This window comes from Methylobacterium sp. WSM2598 (genome assembly GCF_000379105.1).
GTDB lineage: Bacteria > Pseudomonadota > Alphaproteobacteria > Rhizobiales > Beijerinckiaceae > Methylobacterium.
The window spans coordinates 6,816,387-6,841,787 of record NZ_KB900609.1; the positions used below are offsets into that span (position 1 = coordinate 6,816,387).

The 25,401-nt window shown below is 67.9% G+C and carries 20 protein-coding genes, 1 tRNA gene and 4 pseudogenes; 22 read left to right on the forward strand and 3 right to left on the reverse strand.

The features are described 5' to 3' along the window. The first annotated feature begins 123 nt into the window (after positions 1 to 123). The 19 genes and pseudogenes from MET2598_RS0131735 (at position 124) to MET2598_RS0131825 (ending at position 18,394) form a co-directional block, all read left to right on the forward strand. Entirely contained in the window at positions 124 to 1,440 is a 1,317-nt protein-coding gene (locus MET2598_RS0131735) for a chloride channel protein (RefSeq protein WP_012335813.1), read from the forward strand. Between the two features lie 42 nt (positions 1,441 to 1,482). Continuing rightward, positions 1,483 to 1,556, forward strand: a tRNA-Gly gene (locus MET2598_RS0131740). Between the two features lie 621 nt (positions 1,557 to 2,177). Continuing rightward, a pseudogene (locus MET2598_RS40125) lies at positions 2,178 to 2,925 on the forward strand (IS5 family transposase); the annotation flags it as partial. A 294-nt stretch (positions 2,926 to 3,219) separates the two neighbouring features. After that, a complete protein-coding gene (locus MET2598_RS40130) occupies positions 3,220 to 3,744 on the forward strand; it encodes a MucR family transcriptional regulator (RefSeq protein ID WP_012335812.1) in 525 nt (174 codons plus the stop codon). 1,204 nt (positions 3,745 to 4,948) lie between these two features. Beyond that, positions 4,949 to 5,779 (forward strand): chromate resistance protein ChrB domain-containing protein, encoded by an 831-nt coding sequence (locus MET2598_RS0131750; protein WP_026191038.1) that lies wholly within the window; start codon positions 4,949 to 4,951, stop codon positions 5,777 to 5,779. A 2-nt stretch (positions 5,780 to 5,781) separates the two neighbouring features. Continuing rightward, on the forward strand, positions 5,782 to 7,182 hold the full coding sequence (chrA, locus tag MET2598_RS0131755; protein ID WP_026191039.1) for a chromate efflux transporter: 1,401 nt from the start codon (positions 5,782 to 5,784) through the stop codon (positions 7,180 to 7,182). Further along, entirely contained in the window at positions 7,182 to 7,550 is a 369-nt protein-coding gene (locus tag MET2598_RS0131760; protein WP_018263578.1) for a hypothetical protein, read from the forward strand. The genes chrA and MET2598_RS0131760 overlap by 1 nt, the downstream gene beginning before the upstream one ends. A gap of 51 nt (positions 7,551 to 7,601) precedes the next feature. Next, entirely contained in the window at positions 7,602 to 8,531 is a 930-nt protein-coding gene (locus tag MET2598_RS0131765; RefSeq protein ID WP_018263579.1) for a DUF1259 domain-containing protein, read from the forward strand. A gap of 106 nt (positions 8,532 to 8,637) precedes the next feature. Next, entirely contained in the window at positions 8,638 to 9,252 is a 615-nt protein-coding gene (locus tag MET2598_RS0131770; protein WP_026191041.1) for a superoxide dismutase, read from the forward strand. Between the two features lie 28 nt (positions 9,253 to 9,280). Beyond that, positions 9,281 to 10,288: a hypothetical protein gene (locus MET2598_RS0131775; protein ID WP_026191042.1), complete on the forward strand. Its 1,008-nt coding sequence runs from the start codon at positions 9,281 to 9,283 to the stop codon at positions 10,286 to 10,288. 72 nt (positions 10,289 to 10,360) lie between these two features. Next, entirely contained in the window at positions 10,361 to 11,419 is a 1,059-nt protein-coding gene (locus tag MET2598_RS0131780; protein ID WP_018263582.1) for a Cj0069 family protein, read from the forward strand. A gap of 13 nt (positions 11,420 to 11,432) precedes the next feature. Then, positions 11,433 to 11,729 carry a hypothetical protein gene (locus tag MET2598_RS0131785; RefSeq protein WP_018263583.1) on the forward strand — a complete coding sequence of 99 codons (297 nt, stop codon included), beginning with the start codon at positions 11,433 to 11,435 and terminating at the stop codon, positions 11,727 to 11,729. Positions 11,730 to 11,893: 164 nt separating this feature from the next. Next, a complete protein-coding gene (locus MET2598_RS37765; RefSeq protein WP_236728935.1) occupies positions 11,894 to 12,199 on the forward strand; it encodes a DMT family transporter in 306 nt (101 codons plus the stop codon). Positions 12,200 to 12,228: 29 nt separating this feature from the next. Beyond that, the gene (locus MET2598_RS0131795; protein WP_018263585.1) at positions 12,229 to 13,389 is read left to right on the forward strand and encodes a DUF3182 family protein; all 1,161 of its coding nucleotides are present in this window, start codon (positions 12,229 to 12,231) and stop codon (positions 13,387 to 13,389) included. Next, on the forward strand, positions 13,376 to 14,191 hold the full coding sequence (locus tag MET2598_RS0131800) for an alpha/beta hydrolase family protein (RefSeq protein ID WP_012335801.1): 816 nt from the start codon (positions 13,376 to 13,378) through the stop codon (positions 14,189 to 14,191). Before MET2598_RS0131795 ends, MET2598_RS0131800 begins: the two co-directional genes overlap by 14 nt. Positions 14,192 to 14,565: 374 nt before the next feature. Continuing rightward, a pseudogene (locus tag MET2598_RS40140) lies at positions 14,566 to 15,025 on the forward strand (helix-turn-helix domain-containing protein); the annotation flags it as partial. A 218-nt stretch (positions 15,026 to 15,243) separates the two neighbouring features. Further along, positions 15,244 to 16,029, forward strand: coding sequence for an IclR family transcriptional regulator (locus tag MET2598_RS0131815; RefSeq protein ID WP_012335799.1), 786 nt, complete (start codon positions 15,244 to 15,246; stop codon positions 16,027 to 16,029). Between the two features lie 213 nt (positions 16,030 to 16,242). Beyond that, positions 16,243 to 17,427 (forward strand): aminotransferase class V-fold PLP-dependent enzyme, encoded by a 1,185-nt coding sequence (locus MET2598_RS0131820; protein ID WP_198293040.1) that lies wholly within the window; start codon positions 16,243 to 16,245, stop codon positions 17,425 to 17,427. Positions 17,428 to 17,497: 70 nt separating this feature from the next. Next, on the forward strand, positions 17,498 to 18,394 hold the full coding sequence (locus tag MET2598_RS0131825; protein WP_012335797.1) for an amino acid ABC transporter substrate-binding protein: 897 nt from the start codon (positions 17,498 to 17,500) through the stop codon (positions 18,392 to 18,394). Between the two features lie 323 nt (positions 18,395 to 18,717). On the opposite strand, the gene MET2598_RS0131830 is transcribed toward MET2598_RS0131825, so the two are convergent. After that, positions 18,718 to 19,626 (reverse strand): LysR family transcriptional regulator, encoded by a 909-nt coding sequence (locus tag MET2598_RS0131830; RefSeq protein ID WP_018263590.1) that lies wholly within the window; start codon positions 19,624 to 19,626, stop codon positions 18,718 to 18,720. A gap of 114 nt (positions 19,627 to 19,740) precedes the next feature. Here MET2598_RS0131830 and MET2598_RS0131835 point away from each other — a divergent pair, with 114 nt between their 5' ends. The 3 genes from MET2598_RS0131835 to oxlT all read left to right on the forward strand — a co-directional run bounded on the left by MET2598_RS0131835 (position 19,741) and on the right by oxlT (position 23,539). Next, positions 19,741 to 20,187, forward strand: a complete 447-nt coding sequence (locus tag MET2598_RS0131835; RefSeq protein ID WP_012335795.1) for a DMT family transporter — start codon at positions 19,741 to 19,743, stop codon at positions 20,185 to 20,187. A gap of 302 nt (positions 20,188 to 20,489) precedes the next feature. Further along, positions 20,490 to 21,224 carry a sulfite exporter TauE/SafE family protein gene (locus tag MET2598_RS0131840; protein ID WP_012335794.1) on the forward strand — a complete coding sequence of 245 codons (735 nt, stop codon included), beginning with the start codon at positions 20,490 to 20,492 and terminating at the stop codon, positions 21,222 to 21,224. 1,001 nt (positions 21,225 to 22,225) lie between these two features. Beyond that, positions 22,226 to 23,539: an oxalate/formate MFS antiporter gene (gene oxlT / locus MET2598_RS0131845; protein WP_026191045.1), complete on the forward strand. Its 1,314-nt coding sequence runs from the start codon at positions 22,226 to 22,228 to the stop codon at positions 23,537 to 23,539. Between the two features lie 504 nt (positions 23,540 to 24,043). Here the strand turns inward: oxlT and MET2598_RS37770 are convergent. Both MET2598_RS37770 and MET2598_RS41760 read right to left on the reverse strand, forming a co-directional pair. Continuing rightward, a pseudogene (locus MET2598_RS37770) lies at positions 24,044 to 24,879 on the reverse strand (IS5 family transposase). A 307-nt stretch (positions 24,880 to 25,186) separates the two neighbouring features. Further along, positions 25,187 to 25,401 (reverse strand): annotated as a pseudogene (locus MET2598_RS41760) (IS701 family transposase); the annotation flags it as partial.

A 25,401-nucleotide genomic window follows, 5' to 3' on the forward strand; every position in this document is an offset into this window, starting at 1 on the left:
CTCGGGGCCGCCCACAGGGTATGGCACGCCCGCGGCCGGAACAGCTTCGCATCCCCTGCCCTTTCGTCCAAGGTGGGAGCGCCCGGGTCGGGAGCGCGGGCGGTTCATGGAGGATGGCGCGGCATGCGCAGGGTCGGATCGTGGCCGCGCGTCTCGGGCCCCCTGCGCCGCCGGATCATCGATCCCGGGACGCGCCGCGCCCTCTTCCTGGTCGGGGGCCTCTGCGTCGGAGCGGCGGCGGTGCTGATGGCGCAGCTCGCCGACGCCGCCCAGGCGGCGCTCCAGGCGATGCTCGGCGTCTCGCCCCTCCTCGCGCTGGCGGTGACGCCCCTCGGCTTCGGCCTCGCGGCGCTCCTCGCCCGCACCATCTTCCCGAATTCCGAGGGGAGCGGCATCCCGCAGGTGATCGCCGCGCGCCACATCGCCGATCCGGCCCGGCGCGCGGGCCTGGTCTCGCTGCGGGTCGCCTTCGGCAAGATCGTGGTGATGACGCTCGGCCTCCTCTGCGGCGCCTCGACGGGGCGCGAGGGGCCGACCGTGCAGGTGGGCGCCGCCCTGATGGCGGCGGCCGGCCGCCGGGCGCCGGAGCACCAGCGCGGCCTCCTGCTCGCGGGCGGGGCGGCCGGGGTGGCGGCGGCCTTCAACACGCCGCTCGCCGGCATCGTGTTCGGGATCGAGGAGCTCAGCCGCTCGTTCGAGGCCAGGACGAGCGGCCTCGTGCTCGGCACCGTGATCGCCGCGGGCCTGACTTCCCTCGCCCTCGTCGGCAACTACGCGTATTTCGGCACGACGGCGGCGAGCCTGCCCTTCGGGCCGGCCTGGCTCGCGGTGCCGCTGTTCGGCCTCCTCGGCGGGGTCTGCGGCGGGCTGTTCAGCCGCATCGTGATCGCGGCCGCCCGCGGGCTGCCGGGGCGGCCGGGGGCGCTGATGCGGGCGCATCCGATCGCCTTCGCGATGCTGTGCGGCCTCGGCGTCGCCCTGTGCGGGCTCGCCACCGGCGGCCACGTCCACGGCACCGGCTACGCGGAGGCGAGGGCGCTGCTGCACGGCGAGGCCGCGCCCGCGCCCTGGTTCGGCCCGGCGAAATTCGCCGCCACCACGCTCTCCTCGATCAGCGGCATTCCGGGCGGGCTGTTCGCGCCCTCGCTCGCGGTGGGGGCGGGGCTGGGCGCGCACCTCGCCCCGCTGCTCCCGGCGGCCCCGGCCGGCGCCCTGGTGCTGATCGCCATGGTGGCCTACCTCGCCGGCGTGCTGCAGGCGCCGATCACCTCCTTCGTGATCGTCTCCGAGATGACCGAGGCCCACGCCCTGGTGATCCCCCTGATGATCGCCGCCCTGCTCGCCGACGCGACCTCGAAGCTGATCTGCCCCGAGGGGCTCTACCACGCCCTCGCGGCGCCGATCATCGCGCGCCTCGCGCCCTCGCGCGGCCCCGCCTGACCGCTTCTCATCGCCGGAGCCCCGTGCTATCGGGGTCCCCGCGCGGGTGTAGCTCAATGGTAGAGCAGCAGCCTTCCAAGCTGAATACGAGGGTTCGATTCCCTTCACCCGCTCCAAGGACTTCAAGCACTTAGCTGCCAGTCCGAGCCGCCCGAGAGGGCGGTTTCGTTTTCCGGGCAACACGACGGGTAACAGCGAGCGGCACCGAATCGTGCCGCTCACGTGGAGCCTTGAGCACCATCAGCCGATCGGCCCGCCCCAATCCCTCCCGTGGTGTGAGCCGGCTCTGTAGATCCAGCCAAGCAACGGGGATACCCCACGAGGTGCTCCTCGACGGGTTAAGATTGTGCCCGCCCTCGCGCGCGTCAGGACCACGAATTCGCAAAGGCGTAGCATGGTGCGGATTACGGAACCCACGGACAGCCTCCAGAAGACCTCTGAGCCGGTCCGGCCAGGGCGCAAGTCGGGGGGCTGTATATCGGCCTCTCATCCGCCATCCGGTTGACGGCTTCGCCATCTCCCCTTTCGGCCATGCGGATGTCGGCTTCGCGCAGGCGCCGCGCTCAGGCGCCGCGCGGGCTCGTGATCATCTGCCGCCTACTGTGGCGGCCGCAAGCGTCTGGACGGGCGTGGCGGGGTTGGAATGCAACCGCCTGGAGTTCAGGGTCTAAACCCACTCAACGTATTGCGATCATGAGCATAACGTGATTCCAGACGCCTCCCAGATGGCGGAGGCTATGGCAGAGCTGTTCTGGCTGTCGGACGAGCCGTGGCAAACGATCGCGCCGTTCATGCCCACCAACCGGCCCGGCGCTCGCCGCGAGGATGACCGCACGGTCCTCTCGGGCATCCTTCGTCCTCAAGAGCGGCCGCTGGCAGGACTGTCCTCCTGAGTACGGGCCCGCGACCACCGTCTACAACCGCTTCACCAGGTGGTCGCGCCGCGGCTTCCGGACCGCCATGCTGGCCGCCCTGGCCAAAGCCGGGTGGTCCGGCGAGGCCGCCGCCCTCGAGGCGACCTGCGTCAAAGCCCAGCGGAGGGCCCACGGGGGAAAGGGGGGCCCGCGCACAGGAGATCGGTCCCTCGCGCGCTGGCGCGACGACCAAGATCCACGTCCTCACCGACGTGATCGGCCGACCGGGGGTCATCCACCTCACGCCCGGCAACGCCAGCGACGTGAAGACCGCGCCCGCCGGGCTGGCCCAGGCGCCCGGCCGGGTGCATCGGTTGATCGCCGACAAGGGCTACGATGCCGACTGGCTGCGGCGGAACCTGCGGGAGCAGGGCATCAGCGCGGTCACCCCGCTACCCGCGCCCGCACACGCAAGATCCGGCTGGACAAGCAACGCTCCCGTGACCGCTGGCGCATCGAGGCGGTCTTCTGCCGCCTGAAGGACTTCCGGCGCATCGCCACCCGCGACGACGAGCTCGCCCGCAACTTCGCTTCCGCGCTCGCCCTCGCGGCTGTCGTCGCGTTCTGGTGCCGATTGAGTCTGGACCCTAGGATACACTTGGCCGTGTCCGCCTACCGGTCTCCGATCTTCTTCGCATCGCTCTTCTGGATCGCATCGAGCTGCTTCTTCAGCTCGGCCACCGTTTTTCCAAAGCGATCGCAGACTTTGCAAGGAGAGGGTTCGCGTCAGACATCTTCGGCCTCTACGCTCAGGGGGCGCAAATTCTGTGGATGGGGTGGATCTTCTGCTCGGCGGCGGCATTCCCGGTATAAGCTGCATGCAGTCACTCTAAAACATATGTTAACAGCGTAAGGAGACCGCCGAATGCCTGAGTTTGAAAGCAAAGCTCCCACGCAAGAGGGTGCACTGATCGAACAAGTGGCCGATATTGTTTCGGCCTATGTCTCGAGCAACCGGGTGTCAGCAGGTGAGTTGCCAAGCCTCATCGCTTCGCTTCACACTGCCCTTCAGGGCCTTGGGAAGCCCGCCACGCCACCGGCAGAGGAGACGCCCAAGGCGACTGCCGCCCAGATCAGGAAGTCGATCACGCCGGATGCCCTGATCAGCCTCATCGACGGAAAGCCCTACAAGACGCTCAAGCGGCACCTCACCACGCAGGGCCTGACCCCGGACGAGTACCGGAAGAAGTTCGGTCTGCCGTCCGACTATCCAATGGTAGCGTCGAACTACGCGGCCCACCGATCGGAACTCGCCAAGACCAGCGGGCTTGGCCAGCGTCGCCATCGGTCGCCAGCCGAGAAGCGCGCCAGTCCTGACCCCAAGGTGACGGCACCGGCCACGCCAAAGAGGGGGCCGGGCCGCCCACGGAGAGCTAAGGCGACCGAGTGAGGCAATGAGCGACGTCAGAGTGGCCAGCCTGTGTCACTCTGCACCATTCGGGTATGTGGCCGCGGCTGTAAGCCTGCTGTAAAATCGCTTTCAAGAATGCCAGTAGCGATGCTTTCGCGGCCAGGCTGGCGCACAAGGGGCTATCATGAAGCGGTCTGCCAGAGCGCTGATCAAGTGTCGAGTGCTGCGCGAGTTGGATCGTAGTCTCGCGCAACGTAACCTTGAGCGAGTTGCCATCTTGCTTGGGCGGCAGCTCAGAATCGAGAAATACAATACTGCAGCAGCGTAAGGCTCCCTGCATGCGCTTTGATGCGGGATACCGTTGGAGGATAGCCCGGACGGCCAAATTGAGCGCGCGGGCACCTTCTCGAAGCAGCCCGGTTCTGCGCCCGACCAGCCCGGGCAGGCTCGCAGTTGAGCCCAGAGGGCGGCCAGATCGCACCTCACGCCCTCTGCCGTTGCCAGACCGTCCAGTTCGGTTCGCTGGTCCGATCGGCGGCAGGTTCACGCGGGTGCCCTCCTCATCGCCCGGGAGCCTGCACGCGGCCTCCACCCGGGAGGGGTGGAGGCCGCGACGACCGCCGTGTGGTGGCGCATCAGGTTCATGATCGACTTGGCAATCGGATCACCGGCCGACGCAGTGACTCGCGGCGTCTGCGGCTTATGTCCCGATCACAGCGGGCTTGAATAAGTTCGCCGCGACAGTCCAGGCTCAGGACAGATCGGGGCCGGAATGCGCCCGTTCCAGACCTTCGACCGATGCCGCCGGAATGGCCGCTCGACACCCGACAGCGGCCATTCGAAGTCGGCGGCGGCCTCCTCACGCTTCATGAGTGCTGGGCGGTGAGTGGCACCACGGATGCAGTGTGGCTGCATCGGGGTGTGACTGGGGCGGTCGCACCGGCTGGTGCCTGGGCTGCCGGCCGAACGGTCCGGAGATCAGGGCGTGGCGCAAGCTCGCGCCCTACCGGCGCCCCACGCTCCCGCGTGAGCTGCCGCGCGGGTTGGAGCAGGTGAAGCGGGAGCCGGAGGCGGCCGACCCGACCCGCGCTTCACTCTAAGGGGATACCGCAAACCGAACCGTTGGTCGGGCGCTTGACACGCGCGCTGCGGAGGTCTTCTGTTCCGCCTTCGGGAAGCGATCTCCCGACGAGGCTCCGGCTGAAGAATCGCGTCCAGCCTGCATCTCTTGCAAGGACGCGCCATGCCTACGCCCAACGCCATCCCTGTCGATAAGCTCGTTCGCCTGATCGGCACCCCCGGCTGCCCTGTGCTCCTCGATGTGCGCACGGAGGAAGATTTCGCCGCGGACCCGTGCTTAATCCCGAGCGCCGTGCGCCGCCCCTGGGCCGAGGTATCCTCGTGGGCCGGCGCCCTCGCTGGCCGCTCCGCCATCGTAATCTGCCAGCGCGGCCAGAAACTCAGTCACGGCGTGGCCGCCTGGCTGCGCCAGGAAGGCGTGCCGGCCGAAAGCCTGGAGGGCGGCACCGAGGCGTGGCGCGCCGCCGAGCTGCCGACGGTGCCGGACGCCAAGCTGCCAACCCGCGACGCCCGGGGCCGGACGGTCTGGGTCACCCGCGCGCGGCCGAAGATCGACCGCATCGCCTGCCCGTGGCTGATCCGCCGCTTCGTCGATCCCTCTGCCGTGTTCCTGTTCGTGCCGTCCCCTGAGGTTGAGGCGGTGGCCGCGCGCTTCGGCGGCGCCGCGTTCGACATCGACGACCCGGAGGTGGTCTGGAGCCACCGCGGCGAGCTGTGCACCTTCGATGTCTTGGTCGAGGAGCTGAACCTCGGCACCGCGCCCCTGCGCCAACTGGCTGCGATCGTCCGTGGCGCCGACACCGCCCGGCTCGACCTCGCGCCCGAGGCCGCGGGCCTGCTCGCCGCCTCGCTCGGGCTGTCGCGGATGTACGCCGACGACCTGGAGCAGCTCGATGCCGGCATGCTGCTCTACGACGCCTTCTACCGCTGGTGCCGCGACGCCACCAATGAGACCCACAACTGGCCGACCAACAAGCCCAAGCCGGGGGTCTGACGATGAGCAGCACGGTGAGCTCCACCACGCCGGGCATGGTGGCCGCCGACCCCGTTCCGGTCACCCTGGCGCAGGCCCTGCCGGTCTGGCTGCGCGTGGCCGGCCTCTCGTTCGGCGGCCCGGCCGGCCAGATCGCGGTGATGCACCGCATCCTGGTCGAGGAGAAGCGCTGGATCTCCGAGAACCGCTTCCTGCACGCCTTGAACTTCTGCACGCTGCTGCCCGGGCCGGAAGCGCAGCAACTCGCCACTTACGTCGGCTGGCTGATGCACGGCAGCCGCGGCGGCCTGGTGGCCGGCGGGCTGTTCGTCGTCCCGGGCATCCTGGCGATCATGGCGCTCAGCTGGATCTACGCGCTGTATGGCCAGGTCGGCTTGGTGGCCGGCCTGTTCTTCGGCCTCAAGGCGGCGGTGCTCGCCATCGTGCTGCAGGCCGTCCAGCGCATCGGCCGGCGGGCGCTCAAGAGCCGGGTGATGGTCGCGCTGGCGGCCGCGGCCTTCGCGGCGATCTTCTTCTTTGATGTGCCGTTCCCGCTGATCGTGCTGGCGGCCGGCGTGATCGGCTATTTGGGCGGCCGCGCCGGCCGGCCGGAGTTCCGGGCCGGGGGCGGCCACGGCAGCGGCAGCACGGTCGCTGAAGGCCCCTTCCTGCTCGGCGACGACGAACTCCCGCAGGAGCATGCCGCGCCCCGGGACACCGTCCGCGTGCTGGGCGTCTGGGCGGCCATTTGGCTGCTGCCGGTCGCCGCCATCCTGCTCGCCCTCGGGCCGAACGACGTGTTCAGCCACGTCGCGGTGTTCTTCTCCAAGATGGCGATGGTGACGTTCGGGGGCGCCTACGCGGTGCTGGCCTACGTCGCCCAGCAGGCGGTGGAGCATTACGGCTGGCTCAAGCCCGGCGAGATGCTCGACGGTCTCGGCATGGCCGAGACCACGCCCGGCCCCCTCATCATGGTCACGCAGTTCGTGGGCTTCATGGCCGCCTTCCGGGCGCCCGGCGCGCTGCCGCCGCTCGTCGCCGGCACGCTGGGCGGGCTGCTGACCACCTGGGTGACCTTCGCGCCCTGCTTCCTGTGGATCTTCGTCGGCGCCCCTTACATCGAGCGCTTACGCGGCAACCCGGCCCTGGCCGGCGCCCTCTCGGCCATCACCGCGGCCGTGGTGGGGGTGATCCTCAACCTCGCGGTCTGGTTCGCCCTCCACACGGTGTTCACCCAGGTGCAGCCGGTCGCGCTTGGGCCACTCCGGCTGGAGGTGCCGGTCCTCTCCAGCGTGAACGTCCCGGCGCTACTGCTGGCGCTGGCCGCGATCGTCGCAGTGTTCCGCTTCCAGGTCGGCATGATCGTGACCCTGGCCGCCTGCTCAGCAGTGGGGCTGGCCCTGTATCTCGTGGGGATCGTCTGATGCGCGCTTCCTGTCGCACGCGCGGGCTGGGTGCCGCCGCCCTGCTGACCGGCTTGGTGCCGGCGCAGCCGGCACCGGCTGCGGGGGTCTTTCAGCAGCTCACCGGGCCGCAGATCCGCGCCCGCCTGGTCGGCAAGGAGGTCACCGACGAGGTGCACTGGGCCTACCAGTTCGCGCCGGGTGGCCGGCTGCAGGCCGTGTCCATGGGGCGGCCGCGGACCGGCACCTGGCGGCTCAAGGGCGACACGCTGTGCCTGGATGACGACCCGTGTGTCCAGGTCTGGATGGCCGGCAGCCGCGTCGAACTGCGCCGTGACCGCGCTCTGCCCGAGGAGGGTGTGCTGCAAGCTCCGGTCCGGCGCCGCTGACGCCGGCCTCACCCACCGCTGATGACGAAGGAGATGACCATGCGTTCGTGGATGACTCCCGTTCTCGCTCTCGGGCTGGTGGTGCTTGCGCCGTCCGCGCAGGCTGCCGAGCCCTGGCAGCAGGCGATCGCCAGCGGCCTCGGCAAGGCCGGCACGGAAATGCCGGGTGGGGTCTACCGGGTCGGGCTGCCGCGGACCGATCTGAAGGTCACGCTCGACGGCGTGACCCTCAAGCCGACCTTCGCCCTGGGGTCCTGGCTCGCCTTCAGGAAGGTCGGTGAGAACCAAGCGATGGTGATGGGCGATCTCGTGCTCACTGAGGACGAGGTGAACCCGGTGATGGCCCGCCTGCTCGAGGGCGGGGTGGAGATCACGGCCCTGCACAACCACCTGCTGCGCTCCTCGCCCAGCACCCTCTACATGCACGTCTCCGGGCACGGGGAGCCCGGGAAGCTCGCCACCACGCTGATGGGCGCGCTCGGCGCCAGCCGGACGCCGTTCGGCGCCGAGACCGCCGCGGGCACGCCTCCGGCCGGCAATCCAAGCCCGGCCCCTGCGCAGGCGACGCCGGCGGACCAGACCCCAAACCTCGACACTGCGGCCATCGACGCAGCGCTCGGACGCAAGGGCAAGCTCAACGGCGGCGTCTATGCCGTCAGCGTGCCGCGCGCGGAGACGCCGAAGGACCACGGCATGGAGGTGCCGGAGGCGATGGGTTCGGCCATTGCCATCAACTTCCAGCCGACCGGGAGCGGCAAGGCGGCCATTACGGGTGACTTCGTGTTGACCGCCAAGGAGGTCAATCCGGTACTCGCGGCCCTGCGCCAGAATGGCATCGAGGTGACTGCCCTGCACAACCACATGCTCGACGATGAGCCGCGGCTGTTCTTCATGCACTTCTGGGCCAATGACAATGCCGGCACGCTCGCGAATGGGCTGAACGAGGCCCTCAAGCACATCAACGTCGCGCCGGGCGGCTAAGGCCACGCGCACAGGCCAGCCAGGCCGCTCGTCGCGAGCAGCACGCAATGAGGGGACCGGCTGGCCCCGGGGTGATCAGGCCTGCACGCGATCAGGGGAGGTCGGGATGACCTACGCCATAAAACCGCTCGGTTGCGGCCCCGCCCGGATCAAAGGCATGCCGGAACGGCTGATCGTCAGCCATTGCGAGAACAACTACGGGGGCGCCGTGAAGCGCCTGAATCTCATCGAGGAACAGCTCTCCGGGTTGGACTACGAGACCGCCTCCGGCTTCATGATCAACGGGCTCAAGCGAGAGCAGTTGATCGCGATGAACTCCATGATCCTGCATGAACTCTTCTTCGATGGGCTCGGCGGGGAGAGCGAACCGGGGCCGGCACCGCGTCACGCCCTCGCCCGCAGCTTTGGTTCGGTCCGGCGCTGGCGCTCGGAGTTCGTCGCCATGGGCAAGGCCCTGGCCGGCGGTTCCGGGTGGGTGCTCCTGTCCTGGTCGCCGCGGGACGGCAAGCTGGTCAACCAGTGGGCTGCCGACCACGCGCATACGCTGGCGGGAGGCGTGCCGATCCTGGCGCTCGACATGTACGAGCATTCCTACCACGTCGACTACGGCGCCAAGGCCGCGACCTACGTCGACACCTTCATGCAGGCGATCCGCTGGGAGAACGCGACGAGACTATTCTTAGCCTTGGGTCATGATGGCTACACAGAAACCCCGGGGTAAGTCGACTCTCTCCAAAAGTGACAGGCCCATGTCGTCGAAGTTCTTCGGATCCGTTCTTGCTCAGGTGGCGGCCGGCCTGCTGCTTGCCGCCCAACCCGCGCCAGGAGCGGCCGCCGGCACCACACCGTTGCTGCTTGACCGAACGATCCCGCTCGGCGACGTGCGCGGCCGCATCGACCACCTTGCCTTCGATGCTGCCCGGCACCGGCTGCTCGTCGCCGAGCTCGGCAATGGCAGCATCGGCGTCATCGACGTCGGCGACGGTCGGCTCGTGCATCGCATCGCGGGCCTCCGTGCGCCGCAGGGCATCGCCTACCTGGCCGACAACGACACCGTGTTCGTGGCGAGCGCAGGTGACGGCACCGTGCGCCGCTACAGCGGCTCGGATTACGCGCCGCTCGGCGCCGTGAGGCTGGGTGAGGACGCCGATAACCTTCGGATCGATCCGGGTGCGAAGCAGGTCGTCATCGGCTACGGGCAAGGCGCGATCGCGGTTCTTGGGTCGGACGGCACCAAGCTGGCGGAGGTCCCGCTCGCCGGACATCCCGAGGCGTTCCAGCTCGACGCTCAGGGACGCCAGATCTACGTCAATGTGCCTGATGCGCACGAGATCGCGGTGCTCGATCGCGACAACGGCCGCCAGATCGCGCGCTGGAGCCTGCCCTCTGCGGGCGGCAACTTCCCGATGGCGTTGGACGAAGCCGGCGCGCGGCTCCTCGTCGTCTATCGGTCTCCTGCCCTCCTGGCCGCCTTCGCCGTGCAGGACGGGAGCGTGCTTGCCCGGGTGCCGACCTGTGGCGACGCGGACGACATCTCCCTCGATCCCAAGCGCCGGCGGGTCTACGTCAGCTGCGGACAAGGTGTGGTCGACGTCCTGCAGGAGGACGGGCGCTCCTATCGCGCCCTCGCGCGCATCCCGACCCGACCAGGGGCGCGGACCTCCCTGTTCCTGCCCGCGCTCGACCGTCTGCTCGTGGCGGCGCCCGACACTGGCACAGCGGGCGCGGCCGTCTTGGTGTTTCGACCCGTCGATTAGGGGTGGGCAGATGTCACGAACTCAGCCGGACTGCGCCAGGGGCAGGGCTGCTGGGCATTGTCTGAGGTGGTCATGACCGGTGCTCCTCAACGCCGCTTCAAGGTTGCCGTTGTTTCCCACGGCGATGCGCAGGCGCGTGCCGAGGCACGGCCGGACACAGGCCGCCTCAGTGCGATCTTCGCCGCACTGGCGCAGCAGGGGATTGCCGCGGAACCGGCCGTCTGGTCGGACGCGCTCAGCGATGAGGTTCGCGCTCAGCTGATGGGCGTGGATGGCGTGCTGGTCTGGGTAAACCCGATCACGACCCCGGACGGCGATGGTCGGGGGCGGCTGGACGACCTGCTGCGGGAGGTGGCCGCGGCCGGCATCTTCGTCAGCGCCCATCCGGACGTCATCGCCAAGATGGGCACCAAGGAGGTGCTGTTCCGAACCCGAGAGCTGGGTTGGGGCACGGACACGTACGTCTATCCGGAGCCCGCCTCGTTCAGAGCGGCGTTTCCCGCGCGGGTGGCCGCGGGTCCGCGGGTGCTGAAGCGGAACCGCGGCAACGGCGGGCAAGGGGTCTGGAAGGTCGAACGGGCCGCCGGTGCGGACGTCATCGTGCAGGAGGCCTGGGGCGACCGCCGCGTGCGCACCGTCCCCCTCGACGCGTTCATGGCGGAACGGCTGGTCGACTTCACCCATGCCGGCACGCTGGTGGATCAGCCGTTCCAGGCACGGCACCTGGAGGGCATGGTCCGCGGCTACTTCTCCGGTGACCAGGTGGTGGGGTTCGGCCATCAGCTGGTCCGCGCCCTGGCGCCGCCTGAGATCGGGCCGGCCGGGCCGCGCCTCTACTCCGGGCCGGACGATCCCCGGTTCCAGCACCTGCGGGACTTGCTGGAACACGAGTGGGTGCCGCAGATGGCTCACCTGCTGGGGATCGACCTGGACGCCCTGCCGGTGATCTGGGACGCCGATTTCCTGCTGGGTCCGCCGACGCCCGCGGGGGAGGACACCTACGTGCTGTGCGAGATCAACGTCAGCTCGGTGTTTCCGGTCCCGGAGGAGGCCCCGGAAGGACTGGCCAAGACGGCGCTGAAGCGGCTGAGATCACACGTGACGGCGTGCAGGCACCCCGCGAGGCGGTAAGTTGGAGGCCCGCATGCTTGCCCGGGTCGCTGTTCCGATGGCCGTCCTTGCTGGCGGGCTGACCACGGTGGCCACCGACGTGCAACCCTCAGGCGCCGGTCAGGGAGCGCACATTGTGGACATGCGCGACCGGACGACACGCAGTCTCGAAGCGGTGTGCCGCGCCGAGCAGGGCGCGGCGTCCGGGTGGTGCGGTGCCTACCTGATCGGCGTGGCCGACACGCTGACGGCCTTCGGCGATGGTGGCGACAAGGGCGGCCTCTGCAACGCCGACTACACGATCGAGCACCTGAAAGTGCCCAAGAGCTAGGCGGTTTGGTGGACATACGACCGGCATGCTGTCTTGGATGATGGTTCCCTTCGCGGTGCTCGCGGGCGCTCTGACGACGCTCCAGGCGGGCAGCAATGCGGCGCTGAAAGAGCCTGGGCGAACCCCTGCCAGCTCTGCTGATCAACTACGGGCTCGGGATCAGCATCGTCGTTCTCGCCAACCTTGTCAGCCGCCAGTCCTGGCCGGACTTCGACAAGCTCTCGGGCGTGCCCTGGTGGGCCTGGATCGGGGGGGTGGCGGGTGCAGCCTACGGCTTGGCCGCAATCCTGCTGGCCTACCGCTTGGGTGCCGCGACCCTGATGGCCTCTGTTGTCACCGGACAGGTGATTGCCTCCGTGCTGCTCGACCATTTCGGCTGGCTTGGTTTCGAGGTGCACGCGGCCAACGTCTGGCGCCTGCTCGGAGCCCTGCTGATGATCATCGGGATGGTGCTGGTGGCCCGGTTCTGAGCACGGGAGGGACGGACCCAGGAGGAGACATGGCCATGATCCAGACGGCGGCGACGCCTTCGAGCGTCGTGGAGCAGACCACCCGGGCGTGCCGCGGCGTCGTGGTGGTACCCATGCCCGGCACCGGTTTCGCGTCCCGCCACGAGCGGGCCACCCGCGCCGAGCTCGCGAGGCGCCTGGCTGCCCTCAAAGCCTTCGACTTCGCAGGCGAGCTCGACCCACCGTTTCCTCACCGCGGCCCGGTCTACCTCGTGCCGGCCGACACGCTCGTCGGGGCCGAGGCCGCGGCGTTCGGCGTGCGCGGCGAGCACGACCTGTTCGGCGGCGTCGCTCCGCACGCGTGCGTGGCCACGAAGGCGATCACCCACCCGCTGGTCGAGCCGGACGCCTTCGCCCCGACCGGCTGGTCCCGCGAGTTCGGGCACCGGGTGCGCGACGTCGTCCTGCGCGGCTTTTCCGCGTTCGCGCCCGAGGATGCGCGCCGCGCCGGCTTGCGCCTGCTCGGGCACGGGCCGGTGCGCCTGAAGGCCGTGCGGGCGACCGCCGGGCGAGGCCAGATCGCGGTCTGCGGCGCCGCCGAGCTGGAGGCGGCGCTCGCCGCGGCGGACGCGGCCGAGCTGTCCGGCCACGGCCTCGTGCTTGAGGAGGACCTCGCCGAGGTCACGACCTACAGCGTCGGCCAGGTGCGCGTGGCCGACCTCGTGGCGAGCTACTGCGGCACCCAGCGCCTGACGCCGGACAACGGCGGCGCGCAAGTGTACGGCGGGTCGGATCTCCTCGTCGCCCGGGGTGACTTCGAGGCGCTGCTCGCGCTCGATCTCCCCGAAGGGGCCCGCCTTGCGGTGGCGCAGGCGCGCACCTACGATGCCGCCGCGATGGAGTGCTTCCCGGGACTGTTCGCGTCGCGACGCAACTACGACGTCGCGCAGGGTGTGGACGCGGCCGGGCGCAGGCGCTCGGGCGTGCTGGAGCAGTCCTGGCGCGCGGGTGGCGCCAGCGGCGCCGAGGTCGCGGCCCTCGAAGCCTTCCGGGCCGACCCGGGGCTGCGGGTCGTGCGCGCCTCCACCGTCGAGATCTATGGCCAGCACCACGCGCCGCCGCCGGGCGCGGTGGTGTACTTCCGCGGCGAGGACGAGCGGGTCGGTCCCATGACGAAGTACGCCTTTGCGGGGCCGCATGGCAGTCCGTGAGGAGGCCATCACCGTCGCGGTGGACGGCAGCGAGGAGCGGCTCCCGGGCACCCTGGTCTCGCCGGGGCCCCTGGTGCCTGGCTTCTTGTTCCTGCAGGGCTGGGGCAGCACCCGGGAGCAGTACCTCGCGCGGGCGGGTGAGATCGCGGCGCTCGGCTGCGTGTGCCTGACCTTCGAGCCGCGCGGGGTGGCGAGGGGCGACCCGCGGCACGAGACGGTGACCCGCGAGGAGAACCTGCGCGACGTCCTCGCCGCCTACGACGCGCTCACTGGCCGGCCCGGGGTCGATCCCGCCGCCGTCGCCGTGGTCGGCAGCAGCTACGGGGCCTACCTGGCCACGATCCTCAGCTCGCTGCGCGCGGTGCGCTGGCTCGCCCTGCGCGTACCCGCGCTCTACAGGGACGAGGACTGGGATGTGCCGAAGGCGCGGCTCGACCGCGAAGCGCTGATGGCCTACCGGCGAGGCCAAGTTTCGCCTGATGACAACCGGGCGCTGGGCGCGTGCGCGGCGTTCCAGGGCGACGTGCTGATTGTGCAGTCCGAGCGCGACGACACCGTCCCGCCGCCGGTGATCGCGAACTACATGGCGGCCTTCGAGCGGACGCGCTCGCTGACCTACCGGGTGATCGAGGGCGCCGACCACGGCCTGTCCGAGGAGCCCTGGCAGCAGGCCTACACCTCGCTTCTCCTCAACTGGGCGCGGGAGATGGTGCTCGGCGCGCGCGAGGGCGGCACCGCCGCGGCAGCGGCGCAAACGCATCTCGCGCCGGCGCCACAGCGCGGGCCACCGGCCCCGGCCTGAAAGGCGCGCTCCGGTGAGTCCGTCCCCGGACGACCTCTGGAGCCCAGCGAGGTTTCCTCTCCCTCGCGCAGAGCCTCCAGGAGGCAGCCCGAACCTGGGACATCGTCTATGCCTCAGGGCAGGTTGGTGGGAAGCTCTACATCGCGACCCACACTATGCTGGACCGGGTCTCCGCGGGGGAGGCGCTCGTCCCTTTCGGCTTGTTTGGTGCTTGCGCGCTGGAGCGGGCCAAGCAGGGTCCGGCACTCGGAGTCGAGCTGCCAATCGACTACCGCTCATCAGGTCGCGCATTGTCCGCCGTCAGCGCCCGTGAGACAGATTAAGGCCCTTCACGAACGGAAGATGGCTGGTTCATCGTAGCCCCAGGAGCGAGAATGAAGCAGACATCCGGGCCGTTGCGGAAGCCGGCAGAGATGGTGATCAAGAACATCCGCCGCGCCACCCGCCGGCAGTTCACGGCCGAGGAGAAGATCCGCATCGTGCTCGAGGGCCTTCGCGGCGACACGGCCCGCGCCGCCACCTCGGACGAGGTCAAGGACCTGCGCCGCGAGGCCAGCGCGCTCAAGGAGGTCGTGGCCGATCTCACCCTGGAGAACCGCCCGCTCAAAAAAGCATGAGCGGGGCTGGGGGCGACGAGGCATGAGGTACCCGGCTCCTGAGAAGCTGGAGATCATCCGGCTGGTCGAGCAATCCCGCCTGCCGGTGCGCGCCAGCCTGGAGAAACTCGGCATCCCGCGCGCCACCTTCTGCCGCTGGTACGACGCCTACCAGCGAGGGGGACCCGAGGCCCTGGCCGACCGACCCTCTCGGCCCAGCCGGGCCTGGACCCGCCTGCGGACCTTCCGAAGCTGGCGGTCGCACTTCTCGCCAACTCAGCGATTGGCGTAGCCATCGACGTCGCCAACAATGTCCCAGCGTTGAGGTGGTGTGGGCGGGCAGCCGCTGTCGAGCTCGTAGTGGCTCCTCGGCGGTCAAGCTGTCTCACCCACCTAGATGTTCGGTCCCATAATAGTAGGACGCAGCGAAGCCGCACTCACGCAAAGGGATGTATCGTGGCCGACGAACACGACAGCTCACCGGCTGGGCCGTTGGACCGGGCCATCGCGATCCTGACGTTCATCGCCGAGCAGAAGAAGGCCCTCTCGGCTGCCGAGATTGCCGCTGGGCTCGCGCTGCCGCTGCCGACGGCCCACCGCCTCATCGGCAACCTCGAACATCGGGGCCTGATCCAGAAGGCCCTCGGCACGAAGCGCTACGTCGTCGGCAGCAGGCTCGTCACGCTCTCGGCCAAGACAATCGGGGCAGCGTTCCGCACCGTACGCCGGCAGGCTGTCTTGAGCGCCGTGGCCGATCGGATCGGCGAACAATGCGAGATCGGTGTCGTGCGCGACCATGCTGTGGTCTATGTCGACAGCGTACGGTCAAAGGAACAGCAGAGCTTGCAGTTCAATCCCAGCGACTCCGCACCTCTGCACTGCACTTCGACAGGCAAGATTTACATGAGCCGGCTGCCTGCCAAAATGAGGCACCGCCTGGCCCATTCGATGAACCTTGTCCGCTACACGCCTACTACGATCGTCGACCCCGACGAGCTGCTGGCCAGTCTTGAGGAAACTCGGCGCAGGGGCTGGGCCAAGACGAACGAGGAGTTCGTTCGCGGTGTCGTGGGCTGCGCCGTGCCGATCGTCTCACCGGAGGGCGATCTCATCGCCTGCCTGGGCGTGTCGGTGCCGGTGGCGCGCGTCGGCTTTGCAGGCCTCGATACCTTCATCGGTCCTCTGCAGGAGGCGGCGGCCCTCCTCTCAGAGACAATCCTGCAGGACAACGAGGATATCTGAATTCTCAATTTTCGGAATTAAAGCTCTCACTTTTCGATGCAGATCCTCGACGCAGTGCGCGTGTTGTGTATTCTCAGGGCACGCAGCTGATGTGACCAAATCCTAAGCGGGATGCGCGGTCCTGCGTCACGAAAGCACCGAGACTGGATGAAGAAGGCCGCCGGCTCTGTCCGGCGCGGGTGCTTCGCCATGTCCGCGTCGCCGGAGGTGATCATGAGCCAGCACTATGACGTTGCCGCCGTCCGTCAGGCATTCCCGGCCGCCGAGCACGTGGTCTACCTCGACAGCGGCTTCCAGACCCCTCTCTCTCGCCCGGTGAAGGAGGCTTACGAGCGCTTCCTGCAGGAGGGCTTCGAGACGGCCGGTCCGAAGCAGGTCTGGCTCAACCGGCTGGAGGAGACCCGTGCCAAGGTCGCATCCCTCCTGGGCGCCAGGCCGGACGAAATCGCCTTCACCAAGAACACCTCGGAAAGCATGAACATCGCCGCCAACGCGCTTCCGCTGCGGGCCGGCGACAAGGTTCTGATGATCGAGGGGGATCATCCCAACAACGCCTACGCCTTCCTCAACCTGCAGCGGAAGGGCGTGGAGGTCGTCTTCATTCCGATGAGCGAGGTGGTGAACGCGGAGAGCTTTCGGCCGCATCTCGACGACCGGACGCGGGCGATTTCCATGTCGCATGTCACCTTCCACGCCGGACACCGGTTCGACGTGGAAAGCGTCGGCGAACTCTGTGCGCAGCGCGACCTCTACTTCGTCGTGGACGTGATGCAGGGCATCGGCGTCGTACCGATCGACGCCAAGGCGATGAAGGCCACCTTCGTCGGCTCGGGCACGCATAAGGGCCTTCTCGTGCCGCAGGGGCTCGGCCTGCTCTACTGGGACGCGACCCGGATCGAGCTGGAGCCGGCCTATCTGGCGGCAGCGAGCCTCGCCAGCCCGCCGGCGGATTTCATCGCACGCGCCGACAACATGGCCCTGCCGGCGACCGCCGGGCGGTTCGAACTCGGCAACTTCAACCTGCCAGCCATCCAGGGGCTCGGCGCGGCGCTCGATCTCATCGGCCAAGTCGGGATCGAGAACATCCAGAACCATTGCTTCGACCTCGGCGACTACCTGATCGAGCGTCTCGACGGGCTCGGCGTCGGCTTGGTCGGCCCGCGCGAGCGGCAGCATCGCGCACCGCACATCTACGTCATCGCGCTGCCGGCAGCGGACTGGCTCGACTACTTCACACGCACCGGCATCCGGGTCTCGCCCGAGCGGGACGGCATCCGAGTGTCCTTCGGCATGTTCAACACCACGGCGGACATCGACCGGCTGGTCGAGGCCATCCGCGCCAGGAGCGCGCCGGCGACGCCACAGGTCCGCACGGCCGTCCTGTCGAAGCTCGGGTAGCCCGCCAGAGCGTCTCCACCCCCAGCACGGCGCCCGGAAGGGGGCTGCACTCATCGAGAGGAGAATGGCCATGGTCCCAGGTCGCGTTTTCAGACGAGTGTCCTGCGCGCTCGTCCTCAGCTTCGCCACGACCGTGGCCTCCGCGGAGAGCCCGACGCTGACGAAGATCAAAAGCAACGGCAGCGTGACACTCGGCTATCGCGAGGCTTCGATCCCGTTCTCGTATCTCGGTACGGACCAGAAGCCGGTCGGCTTCTCCCTCGACCTGTGCGCTCAGGTCGTGGCCAAGATCAAAAGTGACCTCAAGCTCGACACCCTTGCGGTCAAGCTCCAGCCGGTCGACTCCACCAATCGCATCCCGCTCATCCAGAACGGGACCATCGACATGGAGTGCGGCGCCACGTCCAGCAGCGTCGCCCGGCTCAAGCAGGTCGCCTTCACGGTCGCGATCTTCGTGTCATCGGCCCGGTGGTTGACCAAGGTCTCATCCGGCATACACGATGTGAAGGATCTCGACGGCAAAACCGTCGTCGCCACGCAGGGCTCGAACGCGGTCGGCTTCGCGTTTGGCATCAAGGCCAAGGGCGGCACTTTCAACGTCATCCAGGCCAAGGATCACGGCGAGTCCATGCTGACGCTTCAGAGTGGGCGTGCCGCGGCTTTCATGGAGGATGACATCTTGCTCGCCAGCCTGAAGGCTCGCACACCCGATCCCGCCGCCTTCGCCTTCCTGCCCGAAACCTACACCTTGGTGCCGTACGGTCTGATGTTGCCCAGGGACGACGTGGAACTCAAGGCGCTTGCGGATGGCGTCCTGAAGGACATGATGGCCTCAGGAGCGTTCACCAGGCTCTACGCCAAGTGGTTCGAGAGCCCGATCCCGCCCCGCAACGAGAACCTGAACTTCCCAATGTCCGATGCTCTGAAACAGCGGGTCGCGCACCCGAGTGACTCAGTCGAGTTCTGACTCGGGTCCGGGTTCGGCACGGTATCGGCTGACCTTGCCTCCAGACATCGAACTTCCGCTGGCCACCCCCAAGCAAACCTTCGTCGGTAGCGGCTTCAACGTCCGCTTGGGGTCGAGGCCGTGTGAAAACTCAGGCGCGCTCCGAAATCGGAGAATAATCTTCTACACAGCCGTTATCCGAGCATCCTGGATGGCGGCCGAGATGCCAACTGGGTGCCTATTCCGGCGCTGCCCAGGGTTATCGAGGGAAGATCCTCCTGCCGCCTTTGCGTTTCCACACAGCCTCGACCCTTTGCGGACCCTGCCCCGCTGTGCATCAGGTCCTACTCGGATGTTGCTGCTCGGAAAGCGAGCGCATCCCGCTCCGAGTGCAGAAAGCCGATGAGACGTTCAACGAGGTGACCCGGCGGTCGTCCGGCCGGTCGGATCAGTAGCGTCTCAATGAGCACGCGCGGCCGAAACGGCCGCAACACGATCGGTAGGCCGACGAGATCACGTGCAGGGATCGGATCGACGATGGCGACGCCCAGACCTTCCGCCACGAGGCCGCACCGCGCAGCGGTGTATTGAGCCATCAAGACCGAACGCAGTTCGATGCCCGCCCGCGCGAAGGTGTCTTCGATGGCCTGCTGGAACATACCGGGACCGCCCGCCACCATGGGTTCGCCCGCGAGGTCGTGCGCCGTGATCACCCGCTTGCGGCTCAGGGCGTGGTCCCGCCGCAGCGCGCAGACTGCCTCGACCGTCAGGAAGGGCTCGCCCGTCACCCCCGCGTAGCCTGGACGGGGCCGAACGAGGCCGATGTCACACTGCCCCGAGGAGGCCCAGGACCAGATCGTGTCGGGGCTCGGCACGTGGAGCGCGACCCGCGCACCTGGATGCTCGGCGCTCAACCGCCGGATGGCACGCGGCAGCAGGCGGGCCGCCAGGGAGGGCTGACAGGCCACGCGCAGCGGCCCGGTGCCGAGGTCCCGGATCTGGCGCGCGGCGTGGTGCAGGTGTTCGAGCCCGGCGCAGGTGCGCTCGACCTCACGCGCGAAGGCTTCTCCCTCCGGGGTCGGCGACGCGCTGCCATGACCGCGGACGAAGAGAGCGAAGCCGAGGTCGGCCTCAAGCTGCGCGATGGCGCGGCTCACGTGCGGTTGGCCGACGCCGAGGGCGGCAGCCGCCCTCGTCATCCCGCCGTGACGCAGCACGGCGCGGAAGAGGTCGAGATGGGCTGGGTTCATCATGCCCTGCGTGCATCGAGAAGTCAGATCAGGGCATTTGACGGCATGGGTGAATGGTGGTTGTCAATGTGCCCACCCGCGGTGCGCCGAAGTCGCGCCTGAGACTGTCTGAAGATCATGCTCCACGTCCTACTCCCCTCGGCCCTTGCCATCGCAGCGGGGGTCAGCATCGTCGTCCAGCAGGTGCTAAACGCGAACCTGCGCGCGTCTCTCAACTCGGCCGCGTGGTCCGGTTTCGCGAGCTACGCGGTCGGAGTGGCTTGCATGGCATTGCTCGCCCTTGCCCTGCGCGATCCGGTCCCCGCGGCGGGCGTCGCGACCCGCATCCCGTGGTGGACATGGAGCGGTGGCCTGTTCGGGGCGATCTTCATCGGCCTCGCGATCTTCCTTGTGCCGCAACTCGGGGCCGCGACATTCATCGCGCTCCTCGTCACCGGCCAGATGCTCGCCTCGGTGACGGCGGACCACTTCGGATGGATGGGCCTCGCCCAGCGTGCGATCGACCCACCGCGGTTGATTGGGATCGCTCTCTTGATCGGCGGCGTCATCCTGATCCGGCGGTGAGCTCGGACCCTCCGCGCACTATCAGGGAGCAGCCGCTTCCCACCCCATCCGGACCTTCGGAGGCGGCAAGCCAAATGTCCGCGAAGGGTCACTCCGAGGCCTTCGCCGGAGCCGCCTCGAACGTCCGCTTACCCTGGCCAGGGACCCCGAAGCGGACGGGCCGCAATCGGCCATGCTCTGCTGCAGCCGACCGTCCATGAGCCTGCCAGGATCATGGTCGTTCGCTGCATCAATCTACGGCGCCCCGCGCTATGACGTGGAATTTGGGTCGCGCGTCAGGACCTTCAGCCGGGCTCTCCACCATGCTCTTCCTCATCGCCGCCGTATTCGGCATTGCCGGCTTCGTGAAGGGCGTAATCGGCCTCGGGCTGCCGACAGTGTCGATGGGCCTACTCGCTGTCGCAATGACGCCGCTGCAGGCCCTGACCATCGTTATCGTGCCCGCCATCGTCACCAACATCTGGCAGACCTTCGCCGGGCCGTACCTGGGCAGCATTCTGCGCAGGCTGTGGCCGCTGCTCCTCGGGACCGGCGTCGCGATCTGGGGAGCCGGCGCGTTGATGGCGGGCCCCTACGCGCGCTACGCTACGATCGTGCTAGGGCTCCTGCTGGTGATCTATGCTGGGCTCGGGCTGACGCGACTGCAGATCCGGACAGCACCCCGGAATGAGAAATGGGTCGGCGGCATTGTCGGCCTTCTCACGGGTGTGATCTCAGCCGCCACCGGCATTCAGGTCATTCCGTCGATGCCGTACTTGCAGTCGATCGGCCTGGAGAAAGACGAGCTGGTGCAGGCGCTCGGCGTATTCTTCACGGTGGCAACCTTCGCGCAGGCGTTCAATCTCACGAGCGTGGGCCTTCTCAACGCCTCGACCGCCCTGCCCGGGCTTGTCGCCATGGGAACTGCCTTCGCGGGCATGTTCGTGGGCCAAGTGGTCCGCCAGCGGCTGGACCCGGAGGGGTTCCGACGGTGGTTCCTGATCGCGCTGCTCGTGCTCGGCATCTACCTGGCCGCCAGCACAATCGTGTCACTGTGACGCCGCAGCCAGACCGTCGCGCTGGGTTACCGGTGCCAGCGCTGCCCGCGCAGGGGATCAATTGAGGACGCGATAGGCAACGGTCCTCATTCCGGCCGTCGCCCCTGTACGTCGTCGTCCCACATGAGCCGGACCCGGTCGTTCAAGTCGATGAGTTTGCCTGCGCGTGGACCTCCCCATGGCCGAGGAGGGTCTCAAGCAGGCGTCATACCAAATCCGCTCGATCCCTTCGGGATGGCGGATTGGGGCTTCGCTCAGGCGCGGCGCCTGAGCGCGGCGCCTGAGCGAAGCCGACATCCGCATGGCCGAAATGGGAGACGGCGAAGCCATCAACCGGATCACAAGCCCGCGCGGCGCCTGAGCGACGCCGACATCCGCATTGCGAAGCAATCAACCGGATGTCGGATGACAGCGGACATGACGAGGCTGACGGCCCGACCCGTCCCCCCACTGTGCCCTTCCGTATCATGCAGGTCGCCCCGCCTGCGGGACGCCCGTGCTGGACTTGCGCGACGGGCACGGACGGGATCGCACGGCCACGTCGATCGCGAGAAGGCTGGGCGACGTCGCCCGTGTCGACATTCTCGCGGCAGCCCCACGCCCTGCGCGCGACCGAGGATACCGCTTTGCTGCACCAGCGTGGCTGCACCATCGTGCATTCTCCGGCGAGCGGCTTACCGGTGCAGGAGCAAAAAAATGCAGCATGCTCTTGACGAGCGCCGGATTCGCAGCGATGCTGGTATACAATATATCAGAAGCAGGCTGAAGCTACGGGCCGTTGCCAGCTCGGCCTGACCGTCGCTTGCGACACCTCACTTGACCAAGCCGACCCGATCGAACGCGATAGTCGGCAAGCAACTTCGCCCTTGTCTCGGCAGCCACCACCAACAGCCGGTCTGGCTGAACACTGTCCAGGTCTGCCGCCCACCTGTGGGGCTTGTCTCCCCCGAATCTGTCAAGCAACAACAATAAAAGACATCGCAACAATCGAGGAAACAACAATGCCGACCTCTACACCCATAACTACCAACAGAGTATCTGACAGCTATCGCTGGATGCAGCTGGTGCTTGGCGTCGTCTGCATGGTCATGATCGCCAACCTGCAGTACGGCTGGACTTTCTTCGTACCCGAAATCCAGAAAACATTCGGCTTCGATCGCGCCGCGATCCAATGGGCTTTCACCCTTTTTGTCCTGTTCGAGACCTGGCTCGTGCCCGTCGAGGGCTGGTTCGTCGACAAGTACGGCCCGAAGATCGTGGTCCTGTTCGGTGGCGTGCTCTGCGGCGTCGGCTGGGTGATCAACGCTTACGCGACAGGCCTCAACATGTTCTACGTTGGTCAGGTCATCGCGGGTCTGGGAGCTGGCGCCGTCTACGGAACCTGCGTGGGCAATGCCCTGAAGTGGTTCCCGGACAAGCGTGGTCTGGCCGCCGGTATCACCGCAGCAGGCTTCGGCGCCGGCTCGGCGCTCACGGTGGCGCCTATTCAGTGGATGATTGCCGACAAGGGCTTCCAAGCTGCCTTCCTCAACTTCGGCATTGGTCAGGGCGTGATCGTTGCCGCCCTCGCCTTCTTCCTGGCGGCTCCGCGCAAGGGCCAAGTTCCGGAGGTGACGAGCACCGCCAATCTCCAATCTCGGCGCAACTACACGCCCAGTGAAGTGGTTCGTCAGCCGATTTTCTGGCTGATGTACTTCATGTTCGTCATCGTCGGCGCAGGCGGCCTCATGATCACCGCGAACCTGAAGCCAATCGCGGCCGATATCCACGTCGACAAGGTGCCGGTGACGATCCTCGGTGTTACGATGGTGGCCATCACCTTTGCGGCGACGATCGACCGCGTGCTCAACGGTCTGACCCGTCCCTTCTTCGGCTGGGTCTCGGACAAGATCGGTCGCGAGAACACGATGTTCATCGCCTTCGCCATGGAGGGGTTTGGCATCTACATGCTGTACCTGTGGGGACATGATCCGCTGTGGTTCGTCCTCCTGTCGGGCTTCGTGTTCTTTGCCTGGGGTGAAATCTACTCGCTATTCCCCTCGACCTGCACCGACACGTTCGGCTCCAAGTTCGCGGCGACGAACGCCGGGCTGCTCTACACGGCAAAGGGGACTGCGGCGCTGCTCGTGCCGTTCGCCAACTACCTGCAGCAGAGCACGGGCAATTGGGACGGCGTATTTCTCGCGGCGGCCGGAGCCAACATCCTGGCTTCGATCCTCGCCATCGCGGTGCTGAAGCCTTGGCGCAAGCGCGTCGTCACCAATGCGCAGACCGATGCGGAGTTGCCGGCCGGCACCAAGGTCGCGGTCGCCTGACAGCCTCCGGGCAATCGTAGGCACGAGCAAGCAACGGGAAGGGCCTGGACACGTCCAGACCCTTTCTCGTTGAGCGCCGGTGCCAATGTGGCGGGAGAATTAAGGAATGAAGCGAGATTCAATCTACTGCGCACACTACATTCGGCAAGAGAATGGGATTTTTACTGCGCGAGAGGCAATTCCCGGGCCTCAGTCTCTCGAGTTTTTCTCAAAAGACCTTAATCGTGTTCAGGAAGCCATTAAGGAAATATGGGCTGCCGAGCGCAAGACTCTGCCGATGCCAGAATGGTTTAGAGGTGCCCTGGCTTCCCGAAAGCAAGCCCGGGTCGATCTCGACAGCTTGGCGTGATCGCGGTCTATCCCGCCACGTCGCGCAGTGCCCAGGCGCGGGACGGCCCGTCCTGCAGGAAGGCGTAGATGATCGGCAGCGCGGCCGGCATGGGCGGGCTCGTGATCAAGTGGTGAGGCGCGGGCCCGGGTTTCTCCCTGCCCGGTCGAGCGTGATCAGGGCTGCCGGTCAGGCCCGCGTCTCATGCAAGCTGTGCCAGGGTCAGGACTCAATCGGCACCAGAACGCGACGACAGCCGCGAGGGCGAGCGCGGAAGCGAAGTTGCGGGCGAGCTCGTCGTCGCGGGTGGCGATCCGGCGGAAGTCCTTGAGACGGCAGAAGGCGGCCTCGATGCGCCAGCGGTCACGGGAGCGGCGCTTGTCGTGGCGAAGCGCGCGCGTGCGGGCGCGGGTGCCGGGCGGGTGCCGGGCGGGTGCCGGGGATGACTGGGGTGATGCTCTTCTCCCGCAGATCAGCCCGCAGCCGATCGGCGTCGCAGCCCTTGTCGGCGATCAGGCGGCGGATCCGGCCGGGGGCCTCGACCAGCACCGCCGGGGCGGTCCGCCCGTCGCTGGCGTCGCCCGGCGTCAGCAGGAGGACACCGGGGCGGCCGAGCACGTCGACGAGCGCGTGGATCTTGGTCGTCTGACCACCCCGCGAAGGGCCGATGGCCTGCGCTGTCGCTCCCCTTTGCCCCCGTGAGCCGAGCGCTGGGCTTTGACGGAGGTCGCATCGAGGGCGGCGGCCTCGCCCGACCACCCGGCTTTGGCCAGGGCCGCCAGCATCGCCGTCCAGAAGCCGCGCCGCGACAACCTGGTGAAGCGGTTGTAGACCGTGGTGGGGTGTCCATACGCGGCCGGGCCATCGCGCCAGCGCATCCGGAAGTGAGCACGTGCAGGATGCCGGCGATGATCCGGCGATCGTCCTCGCGCTCGGGGCCGGGCTGGTTTGTGGGCATGGACGGTGCGATCACCGCCCACTGCTCGTCCGAGAGCCAGAACAGGTCCGCCATCGCCGCCTGCATGCGGCAAGCGGCGGCCCTGAATCACAAAACTATAGGCCCTGCAACACCTTGGTTCGGTTCACATCCTAGCATTACAGTTGCGTTTTTGTGCGTGCTGGCTGACGGCTGGCCCGGCTTGGCGTCCGGCGCTGCCGCCGCCGTTTGGCGTCTGACGCGCGCTGTTTGAGATGTGCCTGGCGGGCGGCCGCCTGATGCGCCCGTCGCCAGAGCGACCANGCGATGACGTGAGCGGGTTGAATGCGCCGCTGTGCCATCCGCACCGCGATGCGGCGGATCTCCTGGACCGACCAGCGGATCAGCGGGCGCGCGGTCTCGGCCGGGCTCGGCTTTTTGGGGGCGGCGCGTTGGCGTGATGGCGGATCACCGTCAGCAGGGCGAAGGCCATCATCACCAGGCTGACGTGCCGATGCCAGCCGTGCCAAGAGCGGGTCTCATTGTGTGTCAGCCCGAGGTCGGTCTTGGCCGTCTCGAACGCGGGGACTGTCAGGAATTTCGTGTGAGGGCGGCGGG

What these genes read in the sequence shown, in the direction of transcription:
- MET2598_RS0131770 (WP_026191041.1), top strand. Translation starts at nt 8,638, where the DNA reads ATGACCTACGCCATAAAACCGCTCGGTTGCGGCCCCGCCCGGATCAAA.
- MET2598_RS0131830 (WP_018263590.1), bottom strand. Translation starts at nt 19,626, where the DNA reads ATGATGAACCCAGCCCATCTCGACCTCTTCCGCGCCGTGCTGCGTCAC.
- MET2598_RS0131795 (WP_018263585.1), top strand. Translation starts at nt 12,229, where the DNA reads ATGGCCATGATCCAGACGGCGGCGACGCCTTCGAGCGTCGTGGAGCAG.
- MET2598_RS0131760 (WP_018263578.1), top strand. Translation starts at nt 7,182, where the DNA reads ATGCGCGCTTCCTGTCGCACGCGCGGGCTGGGTGCCGCCGCCCTGCTG.
- MET2598_RS0131785 (WP_018263583.1), top strand. Translation starts at nt 11,433, where the DNA reads ATGCTTGCCCGGGTCGCTGTTCCGATGGCCGTCCTTGCTGGCGGGCTG.
- MET2598_RS0131775 (WP_026191042.1), top strand. Translation starts at nt 9,281, where the DNA reads ATGTCGTCGAAGTTCTTCGGATCCGTTCTTGCTCAGGTGGCGGCCGGC.
- MET2598_RS0131750 (WP_026191038.1), top strand. Translation starts at nt 4,949, where the DNA reads ATGCCTACGCCCAACGCCATCCCTGTCGATAAGCTCGTTCGCCTGATC.
- MET2598_RS0131820 (WP_198293040.1), top strand. Translation starts at nt 16,243, where the DNA reads ATGAGCCAGCACTATGACGTTGCCGCCGTCCGTCAGGCATTCCCGGCC.
- MET2598_RS0131800 (WP_012335801.1), top strand. Translation starts at nt 13,376, where the DNA reads ATGGCAGTCCGTGAGGAGGCCATCACCGTCGCGGTGGACGGCAGCGAG.
- MET2598_RS40130 (WP_012335812.1), top strand. Translation starts at nt 3,220, where the DNA reads ATGCCTGAGTTTGAAAGCAAAGCTCCCACGCAAGAGGGTGCACTGATC.
- oxlT (WP_026191045.1), top strand. Translation starts at nt 22,226, where the DNA reads ATGCCGACCTCTACACCCATAACTACCAACAGAGTATCTGACAGCTAT.
- MET2598_RS0131825 (WP_012335797.1), top strand. Translation starts at nt 17,498, where the DNA reads ATGGTCCCAGGTCGCGTTTTCAGACGAGTGTCCTGCGCGCTCGTCCTC.
- MET2598_RS0131735 (WP_012335813.1), top strand. Translation starts at nt 124, where the DNA reads ATGCGCAGGGTCGGATCGTGGCCGCGCGTCTCGGGCCCCCTGCGCCGC.
- MET2598_RS0131835 (WP_012335795.1), top strand. Translation starts at nt 19,741, where the DNA reads ATGCTCCACGTCCTACTCCCCTCGGCCCTTGCCATCGCAGCGGGGGTC.
- MET2598_RS0131840 (WP_012335794.1), top strand. Translation starts at nt 20,490, where the DNA reads ATGCTCTTCCTCATCGCCGCCGTATTCGGCATTGCCGGCTTCGTGAAG.
- MET2598_RS0131780 (WP_018263582.1), top strand. Translation starts at nt 10,361, where the DNA reads ATGACCGGTGCTCCTCAACGCCGCTTCAAGGTTGCCGTTGTTTCCCAC.
- MET2598_RS0131765 (WP_018263579.1), top strand. Translation starts at nt 7,602, where the DNA reads ATGACTCCCGTTCTCGCTCTCGGGCTGGTGGTGCTTGCGCCGTCCGCG.
- chrA (WP_026191039.1), top strand. Translation starts at nt 5,782, where the DNA reads ATGAGCAGCACGGTGAGCTCCACCACGCCGGGCATGGTGGCCGCCGAC.